The organism is Nocardioides ginsengisegetis (assembly GCF_014138045.1).
Classification (GTDB): domain Bacteria; phylum Actinomycetota; class Actinomycetes; order Propionibacteriales; family Nocardioidaceae; genus Nocardioides; species Nocardioides ginsengisegetis.
Genome location: NZ_JACGXA010000001.1, coordinates 861,654 through 880,722, shown reverse-complemented (window position 1 = coordinate 880,722; position 19,069 = coordinate 861,654). Strand labels below are relative to the sequence as shown.

The following is a 19,069-nucleotide window of genomic DNA, read 5'->3' as shown; positions in this document are numbered from 1 at the left end:
TCGCGTCGGCGCGACTGCCCGCTGAGCGACGCAGATCGGGCGCGCGCGTCCGCTCCGGAGGACACCTCGTCACGTTTCGGGAAGACCAGGTTTGAGCCCCGGGCCCGCGGGTATCAGGGCCGCGGGAGACGGGGGTCTAACAAGTGGGAGGGAAACCCTTGTCCATGTATTTCGCGACGGCCGACGCCGTCCATCGCAGGGAGCACGCACGGTCCACCTGGGGGCCGCCCGTCGGCATCGAGGGGCCCACCGGACACGACCGATAGGGCCCCGGTCATGGACACAGTTGCCCTGCAGCGCAGCTGGGACCAGGTGACGAAGCACGGGCACGCCGTGCCGTTGTACTTCTACTCGCACCTGTTCCTGGCGCACCCTGAGGTGCGGTCGATGTTCCCGCTGTCGATGGCCAACCAGCGGGACAAGCTCGTCAGCGCGCTCGGTCGGGTCGTCAGCCACGTCGACCAGCTCGAGACCGACGAGGCGTTCCTCCAGCACCTGGCGCGGGACCACCGCAAGTACGGCGTGATCACCGAGCACTACAACGCCGTCGGCGCCTCGCTGTGCGCGACCCTGGCGCACTTCCTGGGCGACGAGTGGGACGAGGACCTCGCGGCCGACTGGGCGATGGCCTACCAGGTGATCGCCCGGATCATGGTCGAGGCGGCCGACATGTCGCAGGAGACCACCCCGGACTTCTGGGACGCCGACGTGGTCAAGGTCGAGCGACGGATGATGGACCTCACCCTGGTCCGGCTCCAGCCGAAGCGTGAGCTGAAGTTCCTGCCCGGCCAGTCGCTGTCGATGGAGATCCCGCAACGGCCCCGGCTGTGGCGCTACTTCAGCCCGGCCAACGCGCCGCGCCAGGACTGGTCGATCGACCTGCACGTGCAGCAGATCGACGGCGGCCAGGTCAGCACCGCGTTGACCCGGTCCCTGAAGGCCGGTGACACGGTCAAGCTCGGCGCCCCCGTCGGTGAGCGGCTGACCCGTACCGAGAACGACCCGACCGACCTCCTGATGGTCGCGGGCGGCACCGGCCTGGCGCCCCTGCGCGGCGTCCTGGAGCAGATCGACCGCGAGTGGCAGCGCCTCGGTGCGGCCCCGCGGGTGCACCTGCTCCACGGCGTACGCATGCCCTGGCACCTCTACGACCGCAAGGTCCTGCGCGAGCTCGCCAAGGACCGGCCGTGGTTCGAGTACACCGAGGTCGTCTCCGACGACCCGTCCTTCCCGGGCACCCGGGGCAAGGTCGGCTCGATCGCGTCCCGCCAGCACCTCGGCGGACGTACGGCGATGGTGTGCGGCGGGCCGCAGATGGTCGCCCACACCCTCGAGCAGCTGACCGCTGCGGGGATGCCGACCGAGCAGATCAAGTACGAACACTTCTACTACGCGGCCGCGAGCGAGCAGAACGCCGACGCAGCCCTCAACGAGCAGGTGAGTTAGCAGTGAAGACCAACACCGAGCAGGCCTGGCAGCGCCACCAGACGCCCACCGCCATCCGCAACGAGGGTTTCTCGCGCCGGCTGCGCGGCCTCGACGAGGACGAGGTCCGCGACTACCTCGACCTGCTGGCCGACCAGGTGCAGGGCACCGAGCGCCACATGCAGGAGCTCCAGGCCGACAACGACCGGCTCCGCGCCGAGCTCGACCGGCTCCAGGCCGAGATCGGGCCCCTGCGTGAGCTCGCCGACCGGACCCCGGCCGAGGAGCGCGTGAACGACCAGGTCGTGGAGCTCTTCAGCCAGGCCCAGCTGGTCGCCGAGGAGATGGTCGAGGACGTCAGCCGGGAGGCCCGGCAGCGGCTGGGCCAGGCCCGCGAGCAGGAGCGCAAGATCATCGAGGAGGCGATGCAGACCGCGCAGCGGACGCTGCGCGACGCCCAGGCGATGGTGATGCGGACCGGCCCGGGCCCCTCGGCCGGCTACGCCCAGCTGGAGGCGCCGCTGGGCGGCGACGTCGACCAGGTGCGGTCCTTCGCCCAGGCGGCGACGGCACAGATGCAGTCGATCATGGAGGCCTTCGCCGCGCAGGTGGCGCGGCTCGAGCCGCGTCCGAGCGCCGGGTTGGACCCCTGGGGCTCCGTGTGATCGGTCGGCTCCTCCGCGTTCGCTGCGCGGTCGCGAAGCGGCTGGGCACGAAGGGGGCGGCGGTCGCCCTCGCCCTCTTCCTGGTGGTCGTCGTCGTGGCCGCCGGCACCGCCATGGGCCTCACCGGCAAGGCCGGCACCGGCGAGACGACGTACGTCGACGTGTCGATGCAGCACATGCGCTACTCCCTGCCGACCATCGAGGTGCCCGCCGGCAACCGGCTGGTCATCAACCTCCGCAACGACGACGAGGACATGGTCCACGACCTGGTCCTGGACAACGGCGCCCACAGCGAGCGGCTGGCCCCGGGTCAGTCGGCGCAGGTGGACGTCGGGGTCGTCGACCACACCCTGCACGGCTGGTGCTCCATCAGCGGGCACCGCCAGATGGGGATGGAGCTGGAGGTCGTGCCGCGGGGCGCCTCCTCCGACGACGGCGCGATGTCGGGCCACGACATGGCCGCGATGTCCGGCCACGACGGGTCGGCCGCGGACGACATGGACCTGATGGCCGATCCCGGCCCGGACTTCACGCCGTACGACGCGGTGCTGCCGCCCCTCAAGCCCCTGTCCGGCGGCGAGGTCCGCAAGTCGACGATCACCATCGAGGAGTCGACGAAGGAGGTGGCGCCCGGGGTCGAGCAGAAGGTGTGGACCTTCGGCGGCACCATGCCCGGGCCGGTGCTGCACGGGCAGGTCGGCGACACCTTCGAGGTCACCCTGGTCAACCACGGCACCGAGGCACACGGCATCGACTTCCACGCCGGGTCCTTGGCCCCCGACACCGTCATGAAGCCCATCCCGCCCGGCGGGTCCGTGGTCTACCGCTTCACCGCCGAGCGGGCCGGGATCTGGATGTACCACTGCTCCTCGATGCCGATGTCGGTGCACATCGCCAACGGCATGTTCGGCGCCGTGGTCATCGAGCCGCCCGACCTGCCCAAGGTGGACCGGAGCTACGTCGTGGTCCAGTCCGAGCAGTACTTCGGCCCGCAGGGCGGCAGCGCCGATCCCGACAAGGTGATGGCCGGGGTCCCCGACACCGTGGACTTCAACGGCTATCCCCGCCAGTACGACCACTTCCCGCTGCCCGCCAAGGTCGGCGAGCGCGTCCGGGTGTGGGTGCTGGACGCCGGCCCGAGTCGTGGGACCGCCTTCCACGTCGTGGGCACGCAGTTCGACACGGTCTACTCCGAGGGGGCCTACCTGCTCGGCGGTGGCGGTGACAGTGGGGCCACCGGGAGCGGGGGAAGCCAGGCGCTCGGCCTGATGCCGGCCCAGGGCGGCTTCGTGGAGATGACGTTCCCCGAGCCGGGCCACTACCCCTTCGTCTCGCACGTGATGACCGACGCCGAGCGTGGGGCGCACGGGCTCTTCGAGGTGACGAACTAGGAGCCCGACCCCTCGACTGCCTGGTCGTCCCGGGCCCCCCACCCTCCCGGGACGACCAGGCCGCACATGCCGCGCAGTCGTGCTGCCCAGAGTGCGCCCGGGCGCTCCCTGAGCAGCACGCCCCGACCCGGGGAAGCCGTCTCGCGCCGCTACGCTGGACGCGGGATGGGCGCCACCGCCGCGGAACGTCGGAGCAACCTGCCCGCGGAGCTGTCGAGCTTCGTGGGACGGCGGCACGAGCTCGCCTCGGTGCGCAGCGGACTGGCCTCGCACCGGCTGGTGACCCTGTTCGGGCCCGGCGGGATGGGCAAGACGCGGCTGGCCTACCGCGCCGCGGCTGACCAGGAGCGCCGGTTGGCCGACGGGGCCTGGGTGGTCGAGCTGGCCCCGGTGCCCCTGCCCGAGCTGGTGCCGGACACCGTGGTGGCGGCGCTCGGGCTCCGGTCCGCCTCCGGCAGCCCGACCGAGCGGCTCGTCGCGCACCTGCGCGAGCGGCACCTGCTGCTGGTCCTCGACAACTGTGAGCACGTGCAGGACGCGGCCCGGGCGCTGGCGGCCGAGCTGCTGGACGCCTGCCCCGCCCTCCGGATCCTCGCGACCAGCCGGGAGGCGTTGGCGCTGCCCGGCGAGCTGGTGCTGCCGGTGCCGCCGCTGCCGATGCCCGGGCGCGGTGTCGCGTCGCCCGAGGCCCTGATGCACTTCGACGCGGTCCGGCTCTTCGTCGACCGGGCCGCCGCCAGCTGGTCGTCGTTCCAGGTCACCGCGGACAACCAGGACGCGCTCGCCGAGCTCGTGCGCCGCCTCGACGGGATGCCCCTCGCCATCGAGCTGGCGGCGGTGCGGGTCCGGTCGCTGACGGTCGAGCAGATCCTCGAACGGCTCAACGACCGCTTCGCCCTGCTCACCCGGGGCAGCCGGGCGGCGTCGCCGCGGCAGCAGACCCTGCAGGCGCTGCTCGACTGGAGCCACGACCAGCTCGAGCCGCGCGAGCGGATGGCGTGGGCCCGCACGTCGGTCTTCAGCGGCGGCTTCGACCTCGCCGCACTGGAGGCCGTGGCGTGCGACGACGACCTGCCGGTCGAGGCGCTGCCCGACGTCGTCGACCGGCTGGTCGCCAAGTCGGTGCTCGTGCGCGAGCCGTCCGACGTGGGCGGCGCGGCCCGCTTCCACATGCTCGACTCACTGCGTGAGTACGGCGCCGCGCGGCTGGCGGAGGCCGGCGGCACGGCCCAGCACGCCGAGCGCCACCGCCACTGGTACGCCGAGCGGGCGGCACGGGCCGCCCGGGAGCTCTTCGGGCCGGCGCAGGTCGACTGGTTCGACCGGATGCGCGCCGACCACGACAACCTGCGGTCCGCCCTCGAGCGCCTCGCCCACGACCCGGCCGACGCGGCCGAGGGCCTGCGGATGGCCTGCGCGATGCAGCACCACTGGGTGATGGTCGGCCGCTTCGGCGAGGGACGGGCCTGGGTGGAGCGGCTGCTGGCCCAGCTCGGCGAGCAGGACGCGGCCGGCACGACACGGGCGGCCGGGCTCGAGGTGGCCGGCCGGCTGGCGGTCCTGCAGGGACAGATCGAGGTGGGCCGGCCGTTGCTGGAGGAGGCGCTGGCCACCGCGACGGCGGCCGGCGACGCGACCTGGCGCGCACACTCGCTGCACGGCCTCGCCCTGGCCTCGGCCTTCTGGGGCGAGCCGGCCGCCGCCCTGCCGCTCCTCGAGCAGGCGCTCGACCTGCACCGCGAGGGCACCGACCCCTTCGGCGTCCCGCTGGCGCTCGTCCAGGTCGCCACGGTGCACGCGGCCCTCGACGACCCGGACCGGGCCATGGCCCGCGCGGAGGAGTGCATCGCCCTGAGCGAGGCGGCCTCCGAGCGCTGGTGCGCCGCGATGGCCCGCTGGGTCCAGGCGCTCGTGCAGTGGCGGCTCGGTCGCGGCACCCGCGCGCGGACCTACGCACGCGACGTGCTCCGTCTCAAGGAGCCCTTCGGCGACCGGATGGGGATGGCGATGTCGCTCGCCGTCGTCGCGTGGGCGGAGTCCGAGGCCGGGCACGCCGCCGAGGCCGCGCGGCTGCTGGGCGCGGTGGAGTCGGCCCTCGACTCGATCGGCGCGACCCTCTTCGGCCACCTCCACGAGGACCACGACCGGTGCCTGGCCCGGACCCGCGAGGCGCTCGGCGAGCTCGCCTTCGCGCGGGCCTTCGAGGAGGGGGCGGCGCTGCGCTTCGACGAGGCGGTCGCGCTCGCCGTCGGACGCCGTACGCCGGCTGCCGCCGACCCCGAGGCCGACGGGGTCCGGCTCACCCGTCGGGAGGCCGAGATCGCGACGCTGGTTGCCGAGGGGCTGACCAACCGAGAGATCGCCGAGCGGCTGGTGATGGCACGCCGCACCGCGGAGGGCCACGTCGCGCACATCCTCGGCAAGCTCAGCCTCACCTCGCGGTCCCAGGTCGCCGCGTGGGTGGCCGCCCAGCACCCCGCGGAATGAGGGTGGACTAGACCATTGCAGGTTGGCGTGTAGCGCACGTCACGTGCTGCGGCGCCGGGTCCCTCTCCCTGCGCATGATCGAAGGCGCACAACGCTGCCTGGGGAGGGAGCCACGTTGTTGAGCAAGCACATGCTCGAGAAGTCCATGCACCGCACGACCCGCTGGATCGGGACGGTCCTGACGGGAGCGCTGGTCGCCGCGCTCGCGGCCACCGGCCCGCCCGCGTCTGCGGGCACCACACAGCCCAACGTCCCGTGGTCGGCGTACCTCTCCGGGTGGACCGACCAGTACATCCCGACCAGCGACAACGACTGCGTGGCGGGTCGCGACAAGTGCCTCAAGGCGACGCTCAGGGAGCTGGCCCGGGTCGCGGACGACACCGCGACGAGCTGCTCCCACAACGCGATCTTCGCGCGCGCCTACCTGCGGATGACGCAGACCTACGGCTGGAGCCGCGCGATCCCGGGCTACTACGCGGACGTGCCGTTCGCCAACCACCAGGACGCGGTCTTCGCGAAGTACTTCACCGACTCCTACTACAACTACCAGTCCGGCAACCGCGCCGCCGTGCCGGAGGCCTGGCAGATCGCCCTGGACGCCTCGCGCGACGAGCGCGTCACCGGCACCGGCAGCCTGCTGCTCGGCATGAACGCCCACATCAACCGCGACCTGCCGTTCGTGCTCGCCGCGGTCGGGCTGGTCGCCCCGGACGGGTCCTCCCGCAAGCCCGACTACGACGCGGTCGAGCGGTGGCTCTACACCGCCACCGAGCCGCTGATCGCCGAGTTCGCAGCGCGCTTCGACCCCACGGTCGACGACGGCGACGACCCCTACGGCATCAGCAACCTCGCGCTCTTCCAGCTGGTCTCGCAGTGGCGCGAGACCGCCTGGCGCAACGCGGAGGCCCTGGTCTCGGCGCCGACGGCGGACGCGCGCGCCCAGGTCGCGGCCTCCATCGAGGCGGCGGCCACCCAGGCGGCGAAGGGCATCCTGGCCACTCAGTCCTACGTCCCGGGCCTCAGCTCACCTGTCGCCCGCGACCGGTTCTGCCGCGCGCACTACGCCGACGCTCCCCCGGAGGCCTACGACTTCGGGTGGGCCAAGCCCTTCGGCTACTAGGAGGTGCCCGGACGTTGGTGACCTCGCGTCACGGAGACCTGGTCGGACGCCGCCAGGAGCTGGCCGACCTGCGGAGCACCCTCGGCTCCGCACGGTTGGTCACCCTGACGGGTCCGGGCGGGATCGGGAAGACCACGCTCGCCCGCGCCGCCGCCGCCGACCACGGCCGGGCGCGCCGGGAGGAGACGTGGGTGCTCGACCTGGCCGACCTGGTCGACGCCGACCTGCTCGGGCACTCGGTCGCCGGGGTGATCGGCGTCCAGGCCCGGGGTGCGTCGGCCGACGAGGTCGCCGCCGCGGTGGCCGACCGCGCCGGCCTGCTCGTCCTGGACGGCTGCGAGGCAATGCTCGATGCCGCCGTGTCACTGGTCGCGGCGCTGCTCGCCGCGGCCCCCAGGCTGCGCGTCCTGGCCACCTCGCACCAGCAGCTCGGCGTGACCGGCGAGGTCGTCGTCCCCGTCGGACCGCTCCCGGCCGAGGACGCCCAGGCACTGTTCGCGACCCGGGCGGCGACCGCCCTGCCGTCCTTCCGGCTCACCGACGACAACGCCGTCGCGATCGCGCGACTCTGCGAGGCGCTCGACGGGGTGCCGCTGGCGGTCGAGCTGGCCGCCGCCCGGATCCTGGTGCTCTCCCCGCAGGGCATCCTCGAGCGCCTCGACGACCGGCAGCGACTGCTGGTGAAGGGCGCCCGCGACGCCCCGGCCCGGCAGCGCTCGCTCCGGGCCTCGCTCGAGGCCAGCCACGAGCTGTGCACCCCGGACGAGCAGCTGCTGTGGGCGCGGCTGTCGGTGTTCACCGGCGGCTTCCCCCTCGAGGCGGCCGAGGAGGTCTGCGCCGGCGACGGCCTCGACGCCGGCGACGTGCTCGACCTCGTCGACGGGCTGCTCGACAAGTCGGTGCTGACCCGCGAGGACGACGGGGCGTCCTACGTCCGGTTCCGGATGCTCGACTCGCTCCGGGAGTACGCCCGCGAGACGCTCACCGAGGACCAGGTGCAGGCGGCCCGCGCCCGGCACCTGGCCTGGTACGCCGACCTCGTCGGCACCGCGGCCGCCGGCTTCTTCGGTCCCGGACAGGCCACGTCCTACCGCACCCTGCGACGCGAGCACGCCAACCTCCGCGAGGCGCTGCGGTACGCCGTCGCCGACCCACGGCATGCGGCGCAGGCCCTGGAGATCGTGGCCGCGCTCGAGCCCTGGTGGGCGGTGACCGGGCGCGTGAGCGAGGCCCGGCACTGGCTGGCCCGGGCCTGCGACGCCGCCGACGCCCGGCCGGACACGCGGGTCCGCGCCCTGGCCCTCGCCGGCTGGACCGCGACCCTGCAGGGCGACCCGGACGCGGGTCGGTCACTGCTCGAGAAGGCCGACGCGGTGGTCGCGGAGCACCCCGTTGACGACGCCACGCGCGGCCGGTTGCTGGTGGCCCGCTCGCTCGAGGCGAGCTGGCGGGGCGCCCCCGACGAGGCGCTGGTGTCGCTGGAGCAGGCGGTGGCCGCGGCCCACGCGTCCGGCGACCGGATGCTCGAGGTGACGGCCGTGCTCGTGCTCGGTCTGTCCCACGCCTTCGTGGGCGACCTGGACCGGGCCGGGGTGACCCTCCAGGCCTGCGTGGACCTCACCGAGCCGGTCGGCGAGGTGCACGTCCGCTCCTACGCCCTGTCCGCGCTGGGGATGCTCGCGCTGCTGCGGGCCGACGCGGACACGGCCGCCGACCTGGAGCGGCGGGCGCTCGTGATGAGCGCCGAGCTCGGCGACCGCTCGGCCACGGCGTTCGTGCTGGAGGTGCTCGCGTGGGTGGCGGCCGCGGAGCGGCGCACCGAGCGTGCTGCGACGTTGCTGGGCGCGGCGGACGCGCACTGGCGCCACCTCGGGGTGGACCCGGACGCCGTGCCCTACCTGTCGGCCAACCGCCGGCTGAGCGAGGAGCGCGCGGGGATCGACCGAGGCACTCCCGCCTTCCGCACCGCGTTCGCCCGCGGCGCCGCCCTGCCCGAGGACGAGGTGCTGGCGCTGGCCCTGGACCGGACGGTCGAGGCGACCACCCCGGCGGAGGAGCAGGTCCCGCTGACCCGGCGCGAGCTCGAGGTGGCCCAGCTCGTCGGACGCGGACTGTCCAACCGGGAGGTCGCCGAGGAGCTGTTCATCTCGCAGCGCACCGTGGAGACCCACGTCGACAACATCCTGCGCAAGCTCGGCTTCGGGTCGCGCACGCAGGTCGCCGCCTGGGTGGTCGAGCTGGCGGCCCGGCGCCCCTGACGGGCCTCAGGCCCGGGTGTGGTGGCTGCGGTCGACGGCGCGCGCCAGCTCGATGAGCACCGCGTGCCAGTGCGTGTGCGCGTCCCGGTGGGCGCGCTTCACCTGGGCGAAGCAGCGGTCACACGTGTAGGTGCCGCGGGCCGCGGCGCCGAGGCGCTGGCTCGCCGTCAGGTCACCGTGCCACTGCCGGTGCTGCACTTCGTCGGTCGGGGTCAGGCCGCACAGGTCGCAGGTCATGACGATTCTCCGCGCCACGTGCTCAGACTGCCGTGTCCAGCTGGGGCGCGAACTCCAGCCGCTCGGTGAGCCCGCAGATCCGCATCAGCCGCCACACGAGCGGGCTGGCCCGGACCACGGAGACGGTCCGGCCGAGCTCCTCCTGCGCACGCTGGAAGGACAGCAGCGTCCGGAGTCCGGTCGCGTCGCAGAACGTGAGCTCGCCCAGGTCGACCAGGACCGTCGTGATGTCCCGGCGCTCGGCGTACGCGTGCATCGGCACCTCTCCCACTCCACTCAGGTCGAGCTCTCCCCCCAGGTCGAGAAACAGGTACGGCGCGTCGGGGACCAGCGAGATCTTCAACAGCGTGGGCAGTGGTGACGGTTCGTGCATCGGGGCATCCCTCCCAAGAGCTCCAGTACGACTGCGATGTCGTACCTCGATCGTGACGTCTCCGGCGCGTCGGGGCCTCCGAGGGACTACGGAGGCGACTACGTATCTCCCGTGCAGGTAGTCCGGGAGGCGTGCGAGTGTTCGGAGAACCACACTCGCGATCGGGGGCTGGCATGAGCGCTGACCAGGGCGTCGTCGTCATCACGGGCGGCACGCGCGGGATCGGCGCGGCCACCGCCCGCCGGCTCGCGGCCGCCGGGCAGGCGCTCTGCCTGGGCTACCGGTCGCAGCACGACACCGCCCACGCGCTCGCGGCCGAGCTGGCCGGCGCCGGCACGGAGGTGCGCGTGGTGAGCTGCGACGTCGCGATTCCCGACGACGTCCGGGCCCTGTTCGCCGCAGCCGACGAGATGGGCCGCGTCGTCGCCCTCGTCAACGCCGCGGCGGTCCTCGAGCAGCAGTGCCGGATGGACGCCGTCGACCGGGCGCGCTGGGAGCGCGTCTTCGCCGTCAACGTGTTCGGGGCGGCGGCCAGCTGCGCCGAGGCGGTCGCCCGGATGTCGACCGCCCGCGGCGGCGCCGGCGGCGCGATCGTCAACGTCTCCTCCCGCGCGTCCGAGCTCGGCTCCCCGAACGAGTACGTCGACTACGCGGCGAGCAAGGCGGCCCTGGACACCCTGTCCCGCGGGCTGGCCCTCGAGGTGGCCGCGGAGGGCATCCGGGTCAACGTCGTGCGGCCCGGCATCATCGACACCGACATGCACGCCAGCGGCGGCGACCCCGGGCGGGCCGCCCGCCTCGGGCCGACCCAGCCGATGGGCCGCGCGGGCCGGCCGGCCGAGGTCGCCGAGGCGATCGCCTGGCTCCTGGGCCCGGCCGCGTCCTTCACCACCGGCGCCTTCCTCGACGTCTCGGGCGGCCGCTGAGGCGGGACCAACGCCTGCCCGCCCGGGACCTTCGAGGGCGGCGCACCGGGCTCCGGGCACCTAGGTTCGAGGTGAGACCCCAGGTCAGGAGGCCACCGATGTCGGCCCAGCAGCACGCGTCTCGACCCCGGTCACCGGCCGACACGGCCGCCCGGCGCGCCTGGTGGTCGCTCGCGTTCTACCCCGTCTCCTCGATCGTCGCCTTCGTGATCGGCGAGGGCCTCTACGCGGCGCTCACCGACGACCCCGCCGACCCCGCCCTGTGGCAGGTGCTGGTCGCCGGCGTACCCGCGCTCGTCGTCTTCGCCGTCCCCGGGATCCTCGCGGTCACCCAGGGACGCCGGGCGATGCGGCTCGGCCGTCCGGACGGACGGGTCCCGGCCGTGATCGGCGCCGTGATCGCCCTGTCCTTCATCGGGGTGAACCTGCTCTCGTACGTCGCCACCCTCGTCCTCGGCTGACGGACGTCCCGCCGCGACGGGACCTACGGCCCCGCGAGTGCGGTCGCTGTGCCCTGTGGCGCACCCTGCCCGCGTCCCTAGCGTCGTCCTCGGGTGGACAGCCCACCCGGACTGACGTGAGGAAGATCAACATGCGCTCGGTACTCGACAAGCTCGTCTCGTGGATCGGCCTGGCCCTGGCCTGCTTCCTGCTGATCGCGGGAGGGCTGCTGACCTGGGCCAACGGCTTCATCGGCGACCAGGTACACACCCAGCTGGTCATGCAGGACATCACGATGCCCGGCGGCGACGCCCTGACCGGTCTCCCGTCCGCCGACGCCTCGGCGCTGAAGAAGTACTCCGGCAGCAAGCTGGACACCGGCCCGGAGGCCAAGGCCTTCGCCGACCACTACATCCTCGTGCACATGAACGAGGCGAGCGGCAACCGGACCTACGAGGACGTCAGCGGTGAGTACATCGGGCTGTCCGACGCCGACAAGGCCTCCGCCGACGGCCAGGCCCTCGGCCAGCTGCGCCAGACGCTCTTCATGGGCAACACCCTGCGCGGCCTGCTGCTCTACGGCTACGCGTTCGCGACGGTCGGGACGATCGCCGGCATCGCCGCCATCGCGTCCTTCGCCGGAGGGGCCATCCTGCTGTTGCTCGTCGCGCTCGGCCTGTGGCACGCCCGCCGCACTGCGGTCGCCGCGGACCAGGGCGCCACGCAGCCGGTGGCGCAGCCGGTCTGACCCGGCACCACTCAGCACAGCGACGCCGCCCGAGGCCACCCGGCTCCGGGCGGCGTTCGTGTGCTCCGGCGGATGCCCGGGTCCGGGCGTCCGGCGGGTAGATTCGCTCGGTGCCCGACACCCGCCCCCGCCGTACCTTCGCCGTCATCAGCCACCCCGACGCCGGCAAGTCGACCCTGACCGAGGCGCTCGCGCTGCACGCGCGCGTGATCACCGAGGCGGGCGCCGTCCACGGCAAGGGCGACCGGCGCGCCACGGTGTCGGACTGGATGGCGATGGAGAAGGCGCGCGGCATCTCGATCACCTCCGCGGCGCTGCAGTTCGTCTACCGCGACCACGTCATCAACCTGGTCGACACCCCGGGCCACAGCGACTTCTCCGAGGACACCTACCGGGTGCTGTCCGCGGTCGACTCGGCCGTGATGCTGGTCGACGCCGGCAAGGGGCTCGAGCCGCAGACCCTCAAGCTGTTCAAGGTCTGCGCGCTGCGCGGCATCCCGGTGATCACCGTGATCAACAAGTGGGACCGGCCCGGCCTGTCAGCCCTGGAGCTGATGGACCTGATCCAGGAGAAGATCAAGCTCCGCCCCACTCCCCTGACCTGGCCCGTCGGCGAGGCCGGCGACTTCCGCGGGGTCCTGGACCGACGTACGGGCGAGTTCGTGAAGTACACCCGCACCGCCGGTGGAGCCACGCGGGCCCCCGAGCGGCGGATGACGGCCGACGAGGTCGAGGAGAACGACGCGCAGGTGTGGGCGGCCGCGGTCGAGGAGCACGACCTGCTCGGCCTCGACGAGGCCGACCACGACCAGGAGCGCTTCCTGGCCGGCGAGACGACGCCGGTCATGTTCGCCTCGGCGCTCCAGAACTTCGGCGTCGCGCAGCTGCTGGACCTGCTGCTCGACCTGGCCCCGGAGCCCGGCGCGACGGCGGGCGTCGACGGCTCGCTCCGCCAGGTCGACGACGAGTTCAGTGCCTTCGTGTTCAAGGTCCAGTCCGGCATGAACAACGCCCACCGCGACCGGCTCGCCTACGCGCGGGTCGTCTCCGGCACGTTCGAGCGCGGCATGGTCGTCACCCACGCCTCCACCGGTCGCCCCTTCGCGACGAAGTTCGCCCAGGCGGTCTTCGGCCGCGAGACGACCTCGGTCGAGAACGCCGAGCCCGGCGACATCATCGGCTTCGTCAACGCGCAGGCGCTGCGCGTCGGGGACACGGTGTACGTCGGCGACGCCATCGAGTACCCGCCCGTCCCGACCTTCGCCCCCGAGCACTTCGTGACCGCCAGCGCCGGCGACATCGGCCGCTACAAGCAGTTCCGCAAGGGCATCGAGCAGCTCGACCAGGAGGGCGTGGTGCAGGTGCTGCGCTCCGACCTGCGCGGCGACCAGACCCCGGTGCTCGCGGCGGTCGGTCCGATGCAGTTCGAGGTCGTCGAGGACCGGATGACCAACGAGTTCAACGCCCCGATCCGCTTCTCCCGGCTCGACTACCAGGTCGCCCGGATCACCGACGCCGCCGGCGCCGCGAAGCTGTCCGGGATGCGCGGCATCGAGGTCCTCCAGCGCAGCGACGGCACGCGGCTGGCGCTGTTCGTCGACCAGTGGCGCGCCATGGTCACCGCCCGGGACAACCCCGACATCCTGCTCGAGGCCCTGCCCGCCGGCGGGAGCTGACCGGCCCCGCACCGGCGGACCTTGGCCCCTGTCGGCCGCGCCCCGCAACGACGAGAGTCGGAGCACGGAGCGACGGAAGGACCAGCCATGCACACGGCGAAGTGGACCATCGACCTCTTCCTGTTCGAGGACGGGCCGCGCACCAGGGCGGAGGCCGTCCTGCGGACCGGTCTCGGCACCGAGCTGCGCAACGTCGGAGCCGCCCGACGGAACCCGAGCGACCCCGAGGTACCCGAGATCGGCGACGAGCTCGCGGTCTGCCGCGCCCTCAACGGCCTGGTCCACGACCTGATGGAGTCGACGATCGCCGACATCGAGGCCAACAGCCCCGGCCGGCGTCCGACCATCGACGTGGACGAGCCGGTGCGTCCGGGCTGACGGCGTGCGTCGGCTTCACCCGGAGGGGCGAGGTCACCTTCGCCGCTGCGGGGTACGGGACTCCCGGAGCACCCGCTCCCCCGCAGCCGATCCAGGGAGACCCCATGTCCACCGATGCCATCGTCCTGCTCAAGGACGAGCACCAGCTGATCCGCAAGGCCTTCACCGACTTCGAGGAGGCCGGTGACAAGGCGTACGCCGCGAAGGGCGCCGCCGTCGACCGGATCATCGAGCTGCTGACGGTCCACACCTACCTCGAGAACGAGGTGATGTATCCCCGCGTCCGCGAGCTGCTCCCCGAGGTCGAGGACGACGTCCTGGAGTCCTACGAGGAGCACCACGTCGCCGATGTTCTCGTGGTCGAGCTGGCCGCCATGAAGCCCGACAGCGAGCGCTTCGTCGCCAAGACCACCGTGCTCATCGAGAACGTCCGGCACCACATGGACGAGGAGGAGCAGGAGTGGTTCCCGAAGGTCCGGGAGGGCCTGGGGCGGACGGTGCTGCAGGAGATCGGGGCCGAGATGATCGAGGCCCGCAAGACGGCCCCGAAGCGTCCCTCCCAGCCCAGCGCGCTCAAGAAGACGATCGACGCGATCATCTCCTGACCCCTGCGTCACCAGAGGCCCCCACCGTCCACCCGGTGGGGGCCTCTGCCACGCGGTCGTCAGCGGCCGACCAGCTCCTCCTCGGTGGTGCCGGCGAGCTCGTCGTACGCCGCCTCGACAGCGGAGCCCTCGACGGTGACGTGCGGCAGGATCCGGTCGAGCCAGCCGGGGAGCCACCAGTTCCGGTCGCCGAGGAGCGCCATCGCGGCGGGCACCAGCACCAGCCGGACGATCGTGGCGTCGACGAGGATCGCGACCGCGAGCCCCAGCCCGACCATCTTCAGCGACGGGATCGGGCTGGCCACGAAGCTGAGGAAGATCACGACCATGATCAGCGCCGCGGACGTGACCACCCGTCCCGTCCCGGCCAGGCCGCGGGCGACCGACTCGGTGTTGTCACCGGTGCGGACGTACTCCTCGCGGATCCGGGACAGCAGGAACACCTCGTAGTCCATCGAGAGCCCGAACAGGATCGGGAACATGATGACCACGATGATCGAGGTGATCGGGGTCGGTCCCTCCATGCCGATCAGGCTGCTGCCCCAGCCCCACTGGAAGACCGCGACCAGGACGCCGTAGGCGGCACCGATCGACAGCAGGTTCATCGCGGCGGCCTTCAGCGGGACCGCGACGGAGCGGAAGACCATCATCAGCAGGAGGAAGGACACCGCGATCACGGCACCGATGAAGATCGGCAGCGTCCGGGAGAGCTGGGCGTTGAGGTCGTCGGTGCTCGCGGTGATGCCGGAGACGTAGACGTTGCCCGGGATCGCCTCGCGGACCAGGGTGATGGTCGAGGACGTGGCGAGGTCGGCGGGACCGGTGGTGGGGATGGCCGTGAAGACCGCCGTGCTCCCGTCGGCCGACGTCTGGGGCTCGCCGACGGACGCGATGCCGGGGACGGCGGCGATCTCACGGGTGAGGGTGGCCAGACCGGGGGCGTCCGTGCCCGCCGCGTCGAGGTCGACCACGACGAGGAGCGGTGCGTTGATGCCGACGCCGAATCCCTCGGTGAGCAGGTCGTAGGCCTGGCGGTGGGTCGTCCCGGCGGGAGCGTCACCGGCGGCCGGGAAGCTCGTCTGCATCCAGAACGCCGGGGCCGCGATGGCCACGAGCACGCCGATCGAGGCGAGCAGGTAGGGCCACGGCCGGGCGGAGACGCGGTGGCCGAAGCGCCACCAGGCGGTGTCCTCGGCCGCCTTGACGGGGCGGTGCCGGCGCACGAGGCGGCCGCGGTCGATGCGGTTCCCCAGCAGGGCCAGCAGGGCCGGGAGGAGGGTGATGGCCGCGGCGACGGCGAAGAACACCATGATCGCGGTCGCGAGGCCGATCGAGGTCAGCACGCCCAGGCCGGTGATGGCCAGGGCTGCGGTGGCGATGACGACGGTGCCTCCGGCGAAGACCACGGCGGCGCCGGAGGATCCCATCGCACCAGCCAGGGCCTGGGAGTTCTCCTGCCCGGCGGAGCGGTTCTCCCGGTAGCGGGCCAGGACGAACAGGGCGTAGTCGACGCCGACCCCGAGCCCGACCAGCCCGGCGACCGAGATGGCCGAGACCGACACGTCCATCGCCCCGGCCATCAGGGTGATGCCACCGATGCTGGCGCCGACCGCGACGATGGACAGCCCGATCGGGAGGATCGCCGAGACGAGGGTGCCGAAGACGACGAGCAGCACGAGGAGCGCGACGAGGAGCCCGATGGCGACGTGGCCGCCGGCGCTGTCCTCGGAGTTCAGGAACACCGCGGCGCCGCCGAGCTCGACGCGCAGGCCCTGGACGTCGGTGCCCGAGACCGCGTCGGACAGCACGGTGAACGCCGGCTTGCCCATCTCCCGCTCGGGGACGTCGAGGGTCAGCACGGCATAGCCGATCCGGCCGTCGGCGGAGATCGTGCCCGCCGCGAACGGGTCCGTGACCGAGGCGACGTGGTCGAGGGCGTCCACGCCGCCGAGGACCGTCGCCACCTGGCCGCGCTGGTCGGCGAGCGTCGTACCGTCCTGGGCCTCGAGGACGACCATGGCCGAGCCCTTGGCGGCGTCCGGGAAGTTCTGGTTGAGCAGCTCCATGGCGCGGGCGCTCTGGCTGCCGGGTGCGGAGAAGTCGTCGGTGAAGGTCCCGCCGCCGGCGGCGGCGAGGAAGAAGACGGCGCCCAGGACGAGGACCCAGCTCGTGATGGTGCGCCATGGGTGCCTCGCGCTGGCGGTGGCGATGCCGCGGGTGAACCTGTCCATGGTCGTGCCTTTCGGGAAGATGGGGGTGGTGCTCCTGGTCCGCGAAGCTAGGCAGCGACGTGGTGAGGGGTCGTCACCACAGGTGGTGAGCGGCGGGGTGATTCGTGCCCCGGGGGCGGCAGTCCTCAGGCGACCCGGCGGAGGAGGAGGCGCGCCCGGACCCGGTGCAGGCGCGGCATCAGGCCGTAGATGACGATCGGGACCGCGAGGGTGGCCAGCACGAACGTGCGGAGCACGCCGGGCAGGTCGGCCAGGGTGTCACCGAGCACCAGGTTCAGGACCGTGAGGGTCGGGAAGACCGCGACCCAGATCATCAGGGCGAGCTGGTGCTGGGTGGGCGGCGGGACGGGTGCGGGCATGGCGGAGCTCCTGGCGTGGGGGGTGGGTAGGTGCGTGGTGAGGGGTGGGGTCGTCCCGGGAGGACCGGTCAGAGGGGCAGGCCGAGCCGGTAGTTCGCGACGGCGATCGGCAGGTCCTCCTCGACGAGGTCGGCGTTGATCGCGATCGCGGCCGCGGAGCCCTCGCCTGCGGCAGTGATGACCTGGGCGCGCGGGTTGACGGCGTTTCCCGCCGCCCAGACGCCGGGCACGCTGGTGAGGCCCGTCGGGTCGGTGACCACCCACCCGTCGTCGCGGGACGCGCAGCCGAGGCCCACGAGCAGGTCGTCCTGCGGCACGAGCTGCGGGCGGACGAACACGGCGGCGCGCGGGACGACGTGGCCGGACCCGAGCTCGACCCCGGTCAGCCGGTCGTCCTCGACCACGAGGCGGGTGACGGGCTCGTCGACGACGCCGATGGCGCGGGCCACGAGCTGCTCGCGCTGGTCGGCGGTCAGCCGGCTGCCGTGCGTGAAGAGCACGACGTCGGAGGTCCACTCGCGCACCAGGTGGGCGTGGGCGACGGCCTCCGCGGTGCCGCCGAGCACCCCGAGAGGCTGGTCGCGCACCTCCCAGCCGTGGCAGTAGGGGCAGTGCAGCAGGTCGCGGCCCCAGCGCTCCCGGACGCCGGGGACGTCCGGGACCTCGTCGCGCAGCCCGGTGGTGACCAGGACGCGGCGGGCGCGCAGCGTGCTCCCGTCCTCGAGCCGCAGGTCGAACCAGCGCCGGTGTCCACGCCCGGGGGGCGTCGATCCGACCGTGGTGATGGCGGTGACCCGGCCCGCGACGAGCTCGCCGCCGTAGCCGGCGACCTCCTCACGCCCGGCCCGCAGCAGGTCGGCGGGCGGGAGCCCGTCGGAGCCGAGGTAGCCGTGCATGTGCGCGGCGGGGGCGTTGCGCGGCTCGCCCGCATCCACGACGGCGACGCGGCGGCGGGCACGGGTGAGGACCAGGGCTGCCGAGAGGCCGGCGGCGCCTCCGCCGACCACCACCACGTCGTATTCGTTCATGGCACGAGAGTGACCGCGTCCGGTCCCCACGACAACGGTTGTTGCCGTTTCCGGGAACGGCACGCTCCAATGAGCCCATGCCTGAGTCGCCGTCGCCCTCGAGCACCGCCGCCGCCCTCGACCAGGTCGGGCCCCGGCTGCGCCGGGTCCGGGAGCAACGCGGCCTCACCCTCACCGAGGTGGCCCGACTGACCGGCATCTCCAAGAGCACCCTGTCGCGGCTGGAGAACGGCCAGCGGCGACCGAGCCTGGAGCTGCTCCTCCCCCTCGCCCAGACCTACCGGGTGCCCCTCGACGACCTCGTCGGCGCCCCGGAGATCGGCGACCCGCGGATCCGCCTGAAGCCGCGACGGGTCAACGGGCGCACGGTCCTCCCCCTGACCCGTCCCGGCGGGATCCAGGCGTGGAAGATCGTCATCCCGACCTCCCAGTCCGAGCCGAACCCGCGCACCCACGACGGGTTCGAGTGGCTCTACGTGCTGTCCGGGCAGATGCGGTTGGTGATGGGCGACCAGGACCTCGTCCTGGGAGTGGGCGAGGCCGCCGAGTTCGACACCCGGGTGCCGCACTGGTTCGGCAGCACCGGCGAGGGTCCGGCCGAGGTGCTCAGCATCTTCGGACGCCCGGGCGAGCGGGCGCCCACGCACGCACCGCACTCCGCCCCGCAGCCGGCGCACTGACGCCCTTCCTGCCCTAGGCTCGGGTACGTCGAGTCCGACGC

Annotated in this window: 18 protein-coding genes; 13 read left to right on the top strand and 5 right to left on the bottom strand. The window is 73.0% G+C overall.

Annotated elements, in window-relative coordinates:
- The first annotated feature begins 276 nt into the window (after positions 1-276).
- The 6 genes from FB382_RS04100 (at position 277) to FB382_RS22760 (ending at position 9,346) form a co-directional block, all read left to right on the top strand.
- Positions 277-1,446, top strand: coding sequence for a globin domain-containing protein (locus FB382_RS04100; protein WP_182537031.1), 1,170 nt, complete (start codon positions 277-279; stop codon positions 1,444-1,446).
- A gap of 2 nt (positions 1,447-1,448) precedes the next feature.
- Positions 1,449-2,090, top strand: a complete 642-nt coding sequence (locus FB382_RS04095; RefSeq protein ID WP_182537029.1) for a DivIVA domain-containing protein — start codon at positions 1,449-1,451, stop codon at positions 2,088-2,090.
- The gene (locus FB382_RS04090) at positions 2,087-3,481 is read left to right on the top strand and encodes a multicopper oxidase domain-containing protein (RefSeq protein WP_343055480.1); all 1,395 of its coding nucleotides are present in this window, start codon (positions 2,087-2,089) and stop codon (positions 3,479-3,481) included. The genes FB382_RS04095 and FB382_RS04090 overlap by 4 nt, the downstream gene beginning before the upstream one ends.
- 165 nt (positions 3,482-3,646) lie before the next feature.
- Positions 3,647-5,968 (top strand): ATP-binding protein, encoded by a 2,322-nt coding sequence (locus FB382_RS04085; RefSeq protein WP_182537027.1) that lies wholly within the window; start codon positions 3,647-3,649, stop codon positions 5,966-5,968.
- A gap of 118 nt (positions 5,969-6,086) precedes the next feature.
- Positions 6,087-7,088: a DUF5995 family protein gene (locus tag FB382_RS04080; RefSeq protein ID WP_220481253.1), complete on the top strand. Its 1,002-nt coding sequence runs from the start codon at positions 6,087-6,089 to the stop codon at positions 7,086-7,088.
- Positions 7,089-7,105: 17 nt separating this feature from the next.
- A complete protein-coding gene (locus tag FB382_RS22760) occupies positions 7,106-9,346 on the top strand; it encodes a LuxR C-terminal-related transcriptional regulator (RefSeq protein ID WP_182537025.1) in 2,241 nt (746 codons plus the stop codon).
- Positions 9,347-9,352: 6 nt separating this feature from the next.
- Here FB382_RS22760 and FB382_RS04070 read toward each other — a convergent pair whose 3' ends face one another.
- Both FB382_RS04070 and FB382_RS04065 read right to left on the bottom strand, forming a co-directional pair.
- The gene (locus tag FB382_RS04070; RefSeq protein ID WP_182537023.1) at positions 9,353-9,583 is read right to left on the bottom strand and encodes a hypothetical protein; all 231 of its coding nucleotides are present in this window, start codon (positions 9,581-9,583) and stop codon (positions 9,353-9,355) included.
- Positions 9,584-9,605: 22 nt separating this feature from the next.
- Positions 9,606-9,956, bottom strand: a complete 351-nt coding sequence (locus FB382_RS04065) for an STAS domain-containing protein (RefSeq protein WP_182537021.1) — start codon at positions 9,954-9,956, stop codon at positions 9,606-9,608.
- Between the two features lie 173 nt (positions 9,957-10,129).
- On the opposite strand from FB382_RS04065, the gene FB382_RS04060 reads away from it, so the two are divergent.
- The 6 genes from FB382_RS04060 (at position 10,130) to FB382_RS04035 (ending at position 14,730) form a co-directional block, all read left to right on the top strand.
- Positions 10,130-10,882: an SDR family oxidoreductase gene (locus FB382_RS04060; RefSeq protein WP_182537020.1), complete on the top strand. Its 753-nt coding sequence runs from the start codon at positions 10,130-10,132 to the stop codon at positions 10,880-10,882.
- 98 nt (positions 10,883-10,980) lie between these two features.
- Positions 10,981-11,343 carry a hypothetical protein gene (locus FB382_RS04055; RefSeq protein ID WP_182537018.1) on the top strand — a complete coding sequence of 121 codons (363 nt, stop codon included), beginning with the start codon at positions 10,981-10,983 and terminating at the stop codon, positions 11,341-11,343.
- 131 nt (positions 11,344-11,474) lie between these two features.
- A complete protein-coding gene (locus FB382_RS04050; protein ID WP_182537016.1) occupies positions 11,475-12,071 on the top strand; it encodes a hypothetical protein in 597 nt (198 codons plus the stop codon).
- Positions 12,072-12,181: 110 nt separating this feature from the next.
- Positions 12,182-13,747, top strand: coding sequence for a peptide chain release factor 3 (locus FB382_RS04045; protein WP_182537014.1), 1,566 nt, complete (start codon positions 12,182-12,184; stop codon positions 13,745-13,747).
- Between the two features lie 87 nt (positions 13,748-13,834).
- A complete protein-coding gene (locus tag FB382_RS04040) occupies positions 13,835-14,125 on the top strand; it encodes a DUF1876 domain-containing protein (RefSeq protein ID WP_182537012.1) in 291 nt (96 codons plus the stop codon).
- Between the two features lie 104 nt (positions 14,126-14,229).
- Entirely contained in the window at positions 14,230-14,730 is a 501-nt protein-coding gene (locus FB382_RS04035; RefSeq protein ID WP_125035266.1) for a hemerythrin domain-containing protein, read from the top strand.
- Positions 14,731-14,789: 59 nt separating this feature from the next.
- Here FB382_RS04035 and FB382_RS04030 read toward each other — a convergent pair whose 3' ends face one another.
- From FB382_RS04030 to FB382_RS04020, 3 genes are all read right to left on the bottom strand, one after another.
- A complete protein-coding gene (locus FB382_RS04030; RefSeq protein WP_182537010.1) occupies positions 14,790-16,961 on the bottom strand; it encodes an MMPL family transporter in 2,172 nt (723 codons plus the stop codon).
- A 125-nt stretch (positions 16,962-17,086) separates the two neighbouring features.
- Positions 17,087-17,320, bottom strand: a complete 234-nt coding sequence (locus FB382_RS04025) for a putative antibiotic biosynthesis monooxygenase (RefSeq protein WP_182537008.1) — start codon at positions 17,318-17,320, stop codon at positions 17,087-17,089.
- 68 nt (positions 17,321-17,388) lie between these two features.
- Entirely contained in the window at positions 17,389-18,348 is a 960-nt protein-coding gene (locus FB382_RS04020) for an NAD(P)/FAD-dependent oxidoreductase (protein ID WP_182537005.1), read from the bottom strand.
- Positions 18,349-18,425: 77 nt separating this feature from the next.
- Here FB382_RS04020 and FB382_RS04015 point away from each other — a divergent pair, with 77 nt between their 5' ends.
- Entirely contained in the window at positions 18,426-19,028 is a 603-nt protein-coding gene (locus FB382_RS04015; protein WP_182537003.1) for a helix-turn-helix domain-containing protein, read from the top strand.
- The last annotated feature ends 41 nt before the right edge of the window (positions 19,029-19,069 follow it).